Source organism: Burkholderia sp. MSMB1835 (genome assembly GCF_001526365.1).
In the GTDB taxonomy this organism is placed as follows: Bacteria; Pseudomonadota; Gammaproteobacteria; order Burkholderiales; family Burkholderiaceae; genus Burkholderia.
In genome coordinates this window covers 194477-206437 of record NZ_LOYP01000043.1, presented here as the reverse complement: position 1 = coordinate 206437, position 11961 = coordinate 194477, and the positions used below count along the sequence as shown (strand labels likewise).

Annotated in this window: 11 protein-coding genes; all 11 read right to left on the bottom strand. The window is 68.8% G+C overall.

The features are described from left to right. Positions 1-150: 150 nt before the first annotated feature. The gene (gene groL / locus WS96_RS19760) at positions 151-1791 is read right to left on the bottom strand and encodes a chaperonin GroEL (RefSeq protein WP_034206567.1); all 1641 of its coding nucleotides are present in this window, start codon (positions 1789-1791) and stop codon (positions 151-153) included. Positions 1792-1836: 45 nt separating this feature from the next. Beyond that, complete coding sequence (gene groES, locus WS96_RS19755) at positions 1837-2130, bottom strand: co-chaperone GroES (protein WP_004186661.1); 294 nt, start codon at positions 2128-2130, stop codon at positions 1837-1839. Positions 2131-2533: 403 nt separating this feature from the next. Next, positions 2534-3046 (bottom strand): SRPBCC family protein, encoded by a 513-nt coding sequence (locus WS96_RS19750; protein WP_034206566.1) that lies wholly within the window; start codon positions 3044-3046, stop codon positions 2534-2536. 43 nt (positions 3047-3089) lie between these two features. Continuing rightward, complete coding sequence (locus tag WS96_RS19745; RefSeq protein ID WP_059834728.1) at positions 3090-3722, bottom strand: LolA family protein; 633 nt, start codon at positions 3720-3722, stop codon at positions 3090-3092. Beyond that, entirely contained in the window at positions 3719-4138 is a 420-nt protein-coding gene (locus tag WS96_RS19740) for a hypothetical protein (protein ID WP_059834747.1), read from the bottom strand. Before WS96_RS19740 ends, WS96_RS19745 begins: the two co-directional genes overlap by 4 nt. A 26-nt stretch (positions 4139-4164) precedes the next feature. Next, positions 4165-4947 carry an anti-sigma factor family protein gene (locus WS96_RS19735; RefSeq protein WP_059834726.1) on the bottom strand — a complete coding sequence of 261 codons (783 nt, stop codon included), beginning with the start codon at positions 4945-4947 and terminating at the stop codon, positions 4165-4167. Continuing rightward, positions 4944-5459, bottom strand: a complete 516-nt coding sequence (locus WS96_RS19730) for a sigma-70 family RNA polymerase sigma factor (protein WP_059834725.1) — start codon at positions 5457-5459, stop codon at positions 4944-4946. Before WS96_RS19730 ends, WS96_RS19735 begins: the two co-directional genes overlap by 4 nt. Positions 5460-5486: 27 nt before the next feature. Continuing rightward, positions 5487-5846: a COG4315 family predicted lipoprotein gene (locus WS96_RS19725; RefSeq protein ID WP_059834723.1), complete on the bottom strand. Its 360-nt coding sequence runs from the start codon at positions 5844-5846 to the stop codon at positions 5487-5489. 315 nt (positions 5847-6161) lie between these two features. Continuing rightward, positions 6162-9290 carry a beta strand repeat-containing protein gene (locus tag WS96_RS19720; RefSeq protein WP_059834722.1) on the bottom strand — a complete coding sequence of 1043 codons (3129 nt, stop codon included), beginning with the start codon at positions 9288-9290 and terminating at the stop codon, positions 6162-6164. A gap of 510 nt (positions 9291-9800) precedes the next feature. After that, complete coding sequence (locus tag WS96_RS19715; protein ID WP_059834720.1) at positions 9801-11045, bottom strand: NAD(P)/FAD-dependent oxidoreductase; 1245 nt, start codon at positions 11043-11045, stop codon at positions 9801-9803. Positions 11046-11112: 67 nt separating this feature from the next. Then, positions 11113-11892: an ABC transporter substrate-binding protein gene (locus WS96_RS19710; RefSeq protein ID WP_059834718.1), complete on the bottom strand. Its 780-nt coding sequence runs from the start codon at positions 11890-11892 to the stop codon at positions 11113-11115. Positions 11893-11961: the final 69 nt, after the last annotated feature.

The following is an 11961-nucleotide window of genomic DNA, read 5'->3' as shown; positions in this document are numbered from 1 at the left end:
GTTTCAAGTGCTCGTCGTGCTTCGACATGAAAAACCCCAAGGGTCGGATCTATGTCCAACTCTCGGGGTTCAGTTCACATCGCTGCGGGTCTTTTCTTTTGGCTGGAACGCGCATCGCTGCGCGCTCCGGACACCGTCGACCGAAGTCGATTACATGTCCATGCCCATGCCGCCCATGCCGCCCGGCATGCCGCCCGGCATCGGTGCGTCTTCCTTCGGCAGTTCTGCGACAGCTGCGTCCGTCGTCAGCAGCAGGCCTGCAACCGACGCTGCGTTCTGCAGTGCGGTGCGCGTGACCTTGGTCGGGTCGACGACGCCGGCTTCGACCATGTCGACGTACTCGCCCGTTGCTGCGTTGTAGCCGTAGTTGCCCTTGCCCGCAGCAACCGCCGCCACCACGACGCTCGCTTCTTCGCCGCCGTTCGTGACGATCTGGCGCAGCGGCTCTTCCATCGCGCGCAGCACGATCTTGATGCCGGCGTTCTGGTCGGCGTTCACGCCGGTCAGGCCTGCGATCGCGGTGCGTGCACGGATCAGCGCGACGCCGCCGCCCGGGACGATGCCTTCTTCAACGGCAGCGCGGGTTGCGTGCAGCGCGTCTTCGACGCGTGCCTTCTTTTCCTTCATTTCGACTTCGGTCGCAGCGCCGACCTTGATCACCGCAACGCCGCCGGCCAGCTTCGCCACGCGCTCTTGCAGCTTCTCGCGGTCGTAGTCCGACGTCGCTTCTTCGATCTGCGTGCGGATCTGCTTGACGCGCGCTTCGATGTTCACGGCTTCGCCTGCGCCGTCGATGATCGTCGTGTTTTCCTTGCCCACTTCGATGCGCTTCGCCTGGCCGAGTTCTGCCAGCGTTGCCTTCTCGAGCGTGAGGCCGGTTTCTTCCGCGACGACCTGACCGCCGGTCAGGATCGCGATGTCTTCCAGCATCGCCTTGCGACGGTCGCCGAAGCCCGGTGCCTTGACCGCGACGGTCTTCAGGATGCCGCGGATGTTGTTGACGACCAGCGTTGCGAGCGCTTCGCCTTCGACGTCTTCGGCGATGATCAGCAGCGGACGGCCTGCCTTCGCGACTTGTTCGAGCACCGGCAGCAGATCGCGGATGTTCGACACCTTCTTGTCGTGCAGCAGCACGAACGGGTTCTCGAGGACGGCGACTTGCTTGTCCGGGTTGTTGATGAAGTACGGCGACAGGTAGCCGCGGTCGAATTGCATGCCTTCGACGACGTCGAGTTCGTCGGCCAGCGACTTGCCGTCTTCGACGGTGATGACGCCTTCCTTGCCGACCTTGTCCATCGCTTCAGCGATGCGATCGCCGATCGACGAATCGCTGTTCGCCGAGATCGAGCCGACCTGTGCGATTTCCTTGTTGGTCGTGCACGGCTTGCTGATCTTCTTCAGCTCTTCGACGGCCGCTGCGACTGCCTTGTCGATGCCGCGCTTCAGGTCCATCGGGTTCATGCCCGACGCGACGTACTTCATGCCTTCGCGAACGATCGATTGCGCGAGGACGGTTGCCGTCGTCGTGCCGTCGCCTGCGTTGTCGCTGGTCTTGGAAGCGACTTCCTTGACCATTTGCGCGCCCATGTTCTGGAGCTTGTCCTTCAGCTCGATTTCCTTCGCGACCGACACACCGTCCTTGGTGACCGTCGGGCCGCCGAAGCTGCGCTCGAGCACGACGTTGCGGCCCTTCGGACCCAGCGTGACCTTGACTGCGTTGGCGAGAATGTTCACGCCTTCGACCATCTTCGAACGGGCGGAATCGCCGAATACGACGTCTTTAGCTGCCATCTTTAACTCCTTGAATTCTTGGGAATATGTACCGTCGGAGGACGCTTACTTGGCGTTGACAACGGCCATGATGTCTTCTTCGCGCATGACCAGCAGTTCCTGGCCGTCGACCTTCACGGTCTGACCTGCGTACTTGCCGAACAGGACACGATCGCCGACCTTCACGTCGAGTGCGATCGGCGCGCCCTTGTCGTCGCGCTTGCCCGGGCCGATGGCCAGGACTTCGCCCTGATCCGGCTTTTCAGCAGCGGCGTCGGGGATCACGATGCCCGAGGCGGTCTTGGTTTCCTGATCCAGGCGCTTGACGATCACGCGATCGTGCAAAGGACGAAGGTTCATATTCACTCCTCTCTTGACTGAGATTGAAGAACGCTTAGGGAAACTGCCCGGCTCGTCGCCCGGCAGAGAATTGTTAGCACTCTCGTGCAGCGAGTGCTAATTATATGGACGGGTTTTGACAAATTCAAGAAGGGGAACCGGGGGAATTTTCGCGGCGGCGAGACGGCGGAAAAAAACACGGAAGCACAACAAAAACCCTTTCTAAACAACAATTTGAATACCGCAACCGTCGCACCGGACGGCCCCGGGCGACCCGCCAACCTCATCCAGCCCCGATTGGACACCGGGTAAGCCCGGAGTTCCTGAGGCCGGCGACATCGCAGCGAAAAAACCGTGCGGGCGCCGATTTCATCCGCCGCGACGCGTTCGTTCGCGTGCGTCGCCGCGCCAAGCCTCGCGCGCCTCACGCATCGGCACAGTCCGCCCCCGACAGCGGCCGGAAGGTCCGGCCGTCCGTCTCGACGGCCGCGCCCAGCCGCCGCGCGAGCCCCTTCGCGCCTTCGCGCATCACGACGTCGTGATTCCATCGGAACAGCGGCCGTGCGAGCGGCTCCAGCCAGTTCATCCAGCCGTGCGTGCGAATGTGCCAGTCGTAGCGCACGACGGTGCGCGCGCCGTCGGCGGCGAACGACCAGCGTCCGTCGCCCTCGATCGCGCCGCTCGCACGGCCTTCGAGCACATGCGGCCGCTCGACGCGCCGCACGCGCATGTCGAAGGTCAGCCGGTACGGCAGCGCGCCCTTCCACGTATACCGGTGCAGCGCGCCGACGCCGCGCGCGTCGCCATGCTCGAGCTCGACGGTGCGCACGGCGCCCTTCCACCAATCGGGCCAGCGATCGACCTGGTAGATCGCATCCCAGACCGCCGCGAGCGGCGCATCCACCCGCCAGATCGTCGAAAACCGGTACTCCGCCATGCAGCCTCCGGCATGCGCGTCAGGAACGCGGATCGGCGCGCCGTCAGGGCGCGAAGAAACGCTCGGGAAACGCGACGTCGATCTCCACGTCGTCGAGCGTCACGGTTTCGAGCGGCACGTCGTCGCCGTCCGCATAGCTGACGACCTTCAGCGGAAAACCGTCCTCGGCGTCGAGCCACAACCGGTAGCGATGCACGCCGTCGACCGCGTGCGCAGGCGCGCCCGTGACCAGCACGCGCAGCGTGGTCCGGCCGCCGACGGCCTCCTCGCCTTCGGTCACCGTCGCGCCGCCCTGCTGCAGCGCATGGACGTTGCGCAGCAGTTCGCCGACGTCCGAGCGGTCGACCCGGTGGCCGGTGCGGTCGCGCACGAGCGGATTGGACGGCGACAACGTCAGCGCGGGCGGCGCATGCGTGCCGAACGGGCGCAACCGCACCTTGCCGTCGCCGGGATCGTACGCGAGCACCGCGCCGCGATGCGGCGACACGAAATCCATCCGGACGAAGCCCGGTTTCAGGTACGCGTAGCGGATTTCGGTGTGCTCGCCATCGCGCGCCGACGAGCGAATCGTCGCGCGGTACGAGCGGACGTGGTCGAAATGCGCCTGCGCGACGGTCACGGGATCGGCTGTCATGCTCGCTCCTATCAGGCTCGCGGCCAGCAACGCGGCGATCACGGCGCCGCCTCGACATCGAGCACGCCTTCCATCCCGCGCTCGCGATGGCTCCTGAAAAACAGCAGCCGGTGCGTGCAATAGTAGGCGAATCGCCCCGGCTGCAGCGGCGTGAAACGAAACGTCCTCGGCGTCGTGCCGAGCTCGGTACGCACTGCGATGCCGGCCTGCGGCGCATCGAGTTCGAAGCTGTGCGGCACCACGCCGGGCTCCGCCGACACGGTCAGCTCGACCGGCACGTGCGCGCGCACGATCACGTGGTTCGGCCGGAAGAAATAGCTGCCGCCGACGATCGCCACGCGCTGCACGCCATCGGCGTCGACGGGCACGCGCACGGGCGGGTCGCCTTCCGCTCGCGCAAGCATCGTGCCCGCGAGGCACGCTGCCAGCCCGAACCCCTTCATCATCGCCGTTTTCATCGCCTGCTCCCTGCGAGCGCCGCGCGTCATCCCTTCCATGCGTCGGTCGGGCCGCCCAGCGCACCGCATGCGTCGATCGCGAGCGCGCGCAGGCGCCGTTCGTCGCCGCGGCCGGACAGCGCATAACCCATGCCGCGATCCGACCAGAAATACGTGTAGCGTTCGCCGGCCGACATCGCCTGCGGCGCGAGGCGCCGCGCATCGTATGCGGTCATGTACAGCGTCACGCGCGCGCCGTCCGCGCGCTGGTACATGAGCTGCGCGGCCGGCCCCGCGTCGCCGGGCAGCACCCGGCCGCCCAGCAGCGCGTAACCGTATTCGTCGAGCGACGGTGCGCGCACCGGCCGGCCGACGCGCGCCGACAGCCACGCGGCGAGCCGCGCGGGATCGGCCGCGCCGACTTCCACCGGATGCTCGCGGTCGGCGGCGTACACCGCGTATGCGACGTCGGCGCGCGCGGCGAATGCCGGTTCGCGGCCGAACGCCGCCCAGCCGGCATGCAGCGCGACACCGATCAGCAGCCCGGCCGCGAGCCCCGCGAACGCATGCGTGACGGCGCGCCAGCGCGGCGCGCGGCGCTGCACGAACAACGCCGGCGCGGCCGCCGGCAACGGAAACAGCGCCTTCAGCGCATCGCGCTGCGCGCGGTAATGCGCGAATCGTTCGGCTTCCTGCGGATCGGACTGCAGGCGCTCGAGCATCTCGCGCCGCTCGTCCCCGGACAGCTCGCCGTCCAGCAGCGCGGACAGCAGTTGCGCCGACGCGTCGTCGTCCCCCCGATTCGAAGGCTTGCGCGGATCGTCCATCATGGCTTCCCGATCACCCGTAACGCGGCCGTGCCGTGCGCCGACGGCGCGTCCGACAGCAACGCGCGCATCTGCGCGCGCGCCCGCGCGAGCCGCGACATCACCGTGCCCACCGGCACGCCGAGCACCTGCGCGGCATCGCGATAGCTCAACTCCTCGAGCGCGACCAGCAGCAGCACCTCGCGCTGTTCGACCGGCAGCCGGTACAGCGCGCGCTGCACGTCGCGCAACTCCAGCCCGCCGACCTCGCCGGCGGGCGCGGCCATCGTCTGCCACGGCGCGGTCGCGTCGTCGACCGCGATCTCGCGCCGGGCGCGCAACTGGTCGATGAAGCGGTGCCGCAGCAGCGTCAGCAGCCACGCGCGCAGGTGGGCGCCGTCGCGCGGCGGCCGGTTCAGCGCCCGCTCGAGCGTGTCCTGCACGAGATCGTCGGCCCACGCGCGCTCGCCCGTCAGCGCACGCGCATAGCGCGTGAGATGCGGGAGCCACACCAGCAGGTCCGATTCATAGCTCATCGGGGCGCCTCGCGCGTCGCCGCGCGATCACGGCCGCGCGACGTGCCACATGCCGCCGACGCCGTCGCCGCCCGCGTCGCCGGCCTGGTGGTCCATCTTCCAGCGATACAGCGGGCGGCCGCGGTACGCCCATTGCTTGTTGCCGTCGTCGCGGGCGACGAGGCTCAGCGCACCCGACGCCTTGTCGTACGCGTCGGCGAGCGCGGGCGGCCAGTTGGCCGCGCACGCGCCGTCGCACATGCTCTTGCCCGGCGCATCGCGATCGAACACGTACAGCGTCATGTGCGCTTCGTCGACCAGTTTCCCGCCGGCGACCTGCGGCGGTTCCGCGGCCGCCGGCCGCACGAACGCCGCCGTCAGTGCGGCGGCGAACAGCATCCGTTTCATTCCCGTTCTCCTTGGCGTCGTCTCGCGACACGGCGCCGCCGAACGGGACGATCGGCTGTGTCGCGATCATTATCCCGCCGGCCGGCCGTGCCGGAACTCGGTATGTAAACGGACGGCGACAGCCGGTTATTCCATCGCACGCCATGCCGTAACGCGGCGCGACGAGCGGCAGCGATCCTTCATGCGACGAAAGAAAACGGGAAGCCCGAAATGACGACGCGGCATGACATCGCTGTCATGCCGCGTTGCGCGACCCGTGTTGCGCGACCGTTGCGCACGACGGCCGATGCGGCGCCGTCGTGCGGTTTCGGCCGGTTACCTCGGCAGTGCGCCGGTCAGCGACTGGAGCAGCGTCGTCACCGGTGCGAGCGGGTTGTTCGGCGAACTGTTGCCGGAATGCGGCGTCACCGACAGGCTCGGCGCGGAGCCGAGCACCGTGCCCGCCGACGTGCCGACCGCATTGACGACCGTCGCCGTCGAGTTGGCACCCGTCGTCAGCAGCGACCCCACCGCGCCCGCCGTGCCGCCGGCCGCATTCGCGCCCGAGCCGAGCAGACTGCCGCCTGCCGCTGCCGTCGAACCGGCCGCACCCGACAGCGCGCCGGCCGCCTGGCCGAGCGCCGCCGGACCGGACGCGAGTGCGCCCGTCACCGAACCGAGCGCGCCAGTCAGTGCGCCGGCCGGGTTGCCGCCGCCCGTCAGGCCGCTCACGAGGTTCGTGATCGGCGCGATCGGGCTGTTGCCGGCCGCGCCGGACAGCGTGCCGACCACCTGGTTCACGACGCCTTGCACCGGCGCCAGCGGGTTGGAACCGCCGAGGTTGCCGAGGGCGCCCGTCACCGAGTTCAGCGCGCCCGTCAGGGCGCCGGCCGGATTGCCGCTGCCGAGCGTACCGACGACCTGGTTCACGACACCCTGCACCGGCGCCAGCGGGCTCGTGCCGCCGAGGGCACCGAGCGCGCCCGCCACCGAGCCGACCGCATTGCCGATCGCGCCCGTGGCCGTCCCCACCGCGTTGCTCAGCGTGCCGGCCGCGTTGCTGCCGCCGAGCGTACCGACCACCTGGTTCACGACGCCTTGCACCGGCGCCAGCGGGTTGGTCCCGCCGAGATTGCCGAGCGCGCCCGTCACCGAACCGAGTGCGCCGGTCAGCGCGCCGGCCGGATTGCCGCCCGGCAGGGCGTTCTGCAGACCGTTGACGAGGTTCGTGATCGGCGTGATCGGGCTGCCGCCGCCCGCACCCGACAGCGTGCCGACGACCTGGTTCACGACGCCCTGCACCGGCGCCAGCGGGTTCGCGCCGCCGAGCGCGCCCGTCACCGAGTTCAGCGCGTTCGTCAGCGCACCGGCGGGATCGCCGTTGCCGAGCGTGCCGGCGAGTTGCGTGACGGCGCCTTGCACCGGCGCGAGCGGGCCGCCTGCGCCACCGACGTTGCCGAGCGTGCCCGTGATCGTGTTGACCGCGTTGCTCAGTGCGCCGGCCGGGTTGCCGCTGCCGAGCGTGCCCGTGACCTGGTTCACGATGTTCTGGATCGGGGTGATCGGGTTCGCGCCACCGCCGAGGTTGCCCAAGGCGCCGGTTACCGTGCCGAGCGCGCCGGTCAGCGCGCCTGCCGGGTTGCCGCCGCCGATGCCGCCCAGGGCGCCCGTTACCGTACCGAGTGCGCCGGTCAGCGCGCCCGCCGGGTTGCCCCCGCCGATGCCGCCCAGGGCGCCCGTTACCGTGCCAAGTGCGCCGGTCAGCGCGCCTGCCGGATTGCCGCCGCCAAGCGCACCCGTAACGCCGTTCACCACGCCCTGCACCGGCGCGAGCGGATTCGAGCCGCTGCCAAGGTTGCCCAATGCCCCCGTGACCGTGCCAACGACACCGGCCAGTGCACCGGCCGGATCGCCGCCGCCGATCGTGCTCGTGAGCCCGTTCACGACACCCTGAACCGGTGCCAGCGGATTCGAACCACCGCCGAGATTGCCCAGTGCGCCGGTCACCGTGCCCACTGCGCCAGTCAGCGCACTCGCCGGATTACCGCCACCGAGCGCGCCCGTTACCTGGTTCACCACACCTTGCACCGGCGCCAGCGGGTTCGCGCCGCCATCGATTCCGCCCAGTGCACCCGTTGCCGTGCCGAGCGCGCTGCTCAGCGTGCCGGTTGCCGTGTTCAGCGCGCCCGTCAGTGCACCGGCCGGGTTACCGCCGCTCAACGCGCCCGTCACTTGATTCACCACACCCTGTACCGGCGCCAGCGGGTTCGCGCCGCCTCCGATTCCGCCCAGTGCGCCCGTCACCGTGCCAAGTGCGCCGGTCAACGCTCCCGCCGGGTTGCCGCCACCGAGCGCACCCGTTACCTGGTTCACCACACCTTGCACCGGCGCCAGCGGGTTCGCGCCGCCACCGATTCCGCCCAGTGCACCCGTTGCCGTGCCGAGCGCGCTGCTCAGCGTGCCGGTTGCCGTGTTCAGTGCACCGGTCAGTGCACCGGCCGGGTTGCCGCCGCTCAACGCGCCGGTCACTTGATTCACCACGCCCTGTACCGGCGCCAGCGGGTTCGAACCGCCACCGATCCCGCCCAGCGCGCCCGTTGCCGTGCCGAGTGCATTGCTCAGCGTGCCGGTTGCCGTGTTCAATGCACCGGTCAATGCACCGGCCGGGTTGCCGCCGCTCAACGCGCCGGTCACTTGATTCACCACGCCCTGTACCGGCGCCAGCGGGTTCGCGCCGCCTCCGATTCCGCCCAGTGCGCCCGTCACCGTGCCGAGTGCGCCGGTCAACGCTCCCGCCGGGTTACCGCCACCGAGCGCGCCCGATACCTGATTCACCACACCTTGCACCGGCGCCAGCGGATTCGAACCGCCACCGATCCCGCCCAGTGCACCCGTTGCCGTGCCGAGCGCATTGCTCAGCGTGCCGGTTGCCGTGCTCAGCGCGCCCGTCAGCGCACCGGCCGGGTTGCCGCCGCCCAACGCGCCCGTCACTTGATTGACTACACCCTGTACCGGCGCCAGCGGGTTCGCGCCACCGCCGATACCGCCCAGTGCGCCCGTCACAGTGCCGATTGCCCCCGTCAACGCACCCGCCGGATTGCCGCCACCGAGCGCCCCCGTCACCTGATTCACCACGCCCTGCACCGGCGCGAGCGGCTGCACCGTGCCGCCGCCACCGCCGAGTGCGCCCGTCACCGCCCCCACGGCGCCCGACAGCACCTGCCCCGGCTCCCCGAGCGACGTCTGGATCGCGCCCGACCCGCCCGCCGTCACGGTCACCGAGCCCAGCGGCGACGTACCCGTCGCGACCAGTCCGACCGACACGCTGTTCGTCGGTGGATTGACGATCACCTGCGGGATCGGCAGCGCATCGAGGGCGCCCGCCATCGCGGAACCCGAAGCCAGCACCCCGAACACCGTCGCGACCGACAGCGCCACACCCGTCAATTTGAAGTTCTGTCCCATCGTTATTTTCCCCATCTCGGTTGGCACTACGTTGACAAAGCATGGGGACGGATTGCACGAAGCGTGCCAATTCCAAAAACCGGCCGTTTCGTCTATCCGTTGATCGTCAATAAGGCTTTTTTAATTGATTTCAAGCGAAATCGGTGGATTGCAGCGTCTGAATCGTCTGATGAAAAAGGCCTTCGGAACACGGATGTAACGTAACGTTTGCGAGCCCCGCGGTAACGTGTTCCGGTACATGCCGTGTACCGCCGGAGCATGCGGCCGTGATGGGACCTATACCGTCGGAGCCGGCTGCCCATTACGCATTTCAGCAATATGAAAATGCATTGATAAATCGCGAATTTGCTGATTTTCCTTTATCGCGAGATTTTCTTTCTTATCGATTACGCAGGTCATTTCAGATTTCGCGGATTTCGATAATCCGGACGGCAAAATGAAAAACTGTGAACGGCACGCATTGCCACCGGCGCATGCCGGTGGCCGAAACCGCATCTGCGCGCCGCGGGTTCAACCGAAGCGTGCGGGCCGGTACGGACGGGGATCGATATAGGTCGGCGCGCCCGTCATCATTTCGGCGAGCAGACGGCCGGTCGCGGGCCCAAGCGTGAGCCCGTGATGGCAGTGGCCGAACGCGAACCACAAATGGCGGTGGCGCGGCGCAGGCCCGATCACCGGACGCATGTCGGGCGTGCACGGCCGCATCCCGAGCCACGGCTCCGGATCGAGCCGCTCGCCGATGCCGAACGCGTCGCGCGCCAGCGGTTCGGCGCGTGCGAGTTGCACGCCGGTCGGCGGCGCGTCGCGCGGCGCGATCTCGACGCCGGTCGTGAGCCGCAGGCGGCCGCCCTCCATCGGCGCGACGACGAAGCCCTCCTCGGTATCGCACACGGGCACGTTCAGCAGCGTGCGGGTCGGCAGGTAATGCATGTGATAGCCGCGCTTCGCGCGCAGCGGAATCCGGTAGCCGAGCGGCGCGAACACCCGATCGGACCACGGCCCGAGCGCGACCACGGCCGAGCGCGCCGAGATCGGCCCGTGTTCGGACCCGACCTGCCAGCCGTCATCCACCTGCGCGAGCGTCGTCGCGTCGCCGCGCACGAACGTGCCGCCGTCGCGCTCGAACAACCGCGCATAGGCCTTGGTCAGCCCGCCCGGGCTCGACACCGTCTTCGGATCCTGCCAGTGAAAGGCGCCGCAGAAGGCTGCGCCGATACCGGGCTCGCGCGCACGCAGCGCAGGCGCGTCGAGCACGGTCATCCGCAGCCCGTGCGCGTCGGCCACGCGCTGCTGGGCGCGCGCTTCCGCATCGAACAGCGCGGGCGAACGAAACGCCTCGATCCATCCGCCGTCGTGCACGAGCGGCTGCGCGTCGGTGCGCGCGAGCAGCGCATCGTGCTCGACGACGCTCGCCGCGACGAGCGGCAGCAGGTCGCGCGCGGCGGCCGCGAGCCGCTGCGGCGACGATTCGCGCCAGAAGCGCGCGAGCCAGCCGGCATACTCGGGCAGCGCCTTGTAGTCCCAATAGAGATCGACCGAACGGTTGCGTGCGTAGCGCAGCAGCGTGCCGAGCCGGCGCGGAAACGCATACGGCACGACCGACGAGCGCTCGATCAGCCCCGCATTGCCGTGGCTGGTTTCCTCGCCGGGCGCGCGCCGGTCGATGAGCGCGACGCGCAGCCCGCGATCCTGCAGATGCAACGCCGACGACACGCCGACGATGCCGGCCCCCAGAACGATGACGTCGAAATCCATGGTTCCCCGCACTGCGTCGAGATGGGAGGCGCCGTGCGCCGGCCCCGCGGCCGGCGCGCGGCGGCGCTTACTTCGCGATGATGTCGCGCTTGAAGTACTTCCGCGACAGCGCGCTCAGCGTGCCGTCCTGCTTCAGCGCGTCGAGCGCGCCGACGATCTTCGCCTGCAGCGCCTTGTCGTTCTTGCGCATCCCGAAGCCGGTGCCTTCGCCGAGCGTCGCCGGATCCTTCAGCGGCTCGCCGACGATCTGGTAGTCGCGGCCGGCCGGCTTGTCGAGGAACCCGTCCTGCGCGGTCTGCGCTTCCTGCACGGCCGCGTCGAGACGCCCCGCGACGAGATCGGCGTAGATCTGGTCCTGATCCGGGTACGACACGACGGCCACGCCCGCATCGGCCCAGTGCGCCTTCAGGAAATCCTCCTGCGACGAGCCCTGCAGCACGCCGACGTGCTTGCCGCGCAGGCTCGCGACGTCGGGCTTCAGCGGCGAGCCATGCTTCGCCACCATCACGATCGGCACCACGTAGATCGCCGGCGTGAAGTCGATGCTTTGCTTGCGCTTCGCGGTGATGTTCATCGCCGAGTTGATCGCGTCGAACTTGCGCGCCTGCAGCGCCGGGATCAGCCCGTCGAATGCGTTCTCGACCCACACGCATTTCATGTTCAGCTTCGCGCACACCGCGTTGCCGATGTCGACGTCGAACCCCTGCAACCGACCGGCCGGCGTCTTGCTCTCGAACGGCGGATAGGCGGCTTCGATCCCGAAGCGCAGCGTGGTCTGTTCCGCATGGGCCGTGACGGCCGCGCACGCGAGCGCCGCAGCGGCGCCAAGGGAAAGTTTCCAGTTCATGACGGTCCTTCTGTTCCGGATTGAGGCTGAAGATCGGTCGCACGACGCCCTCGACCGGGCGCCAGGGCA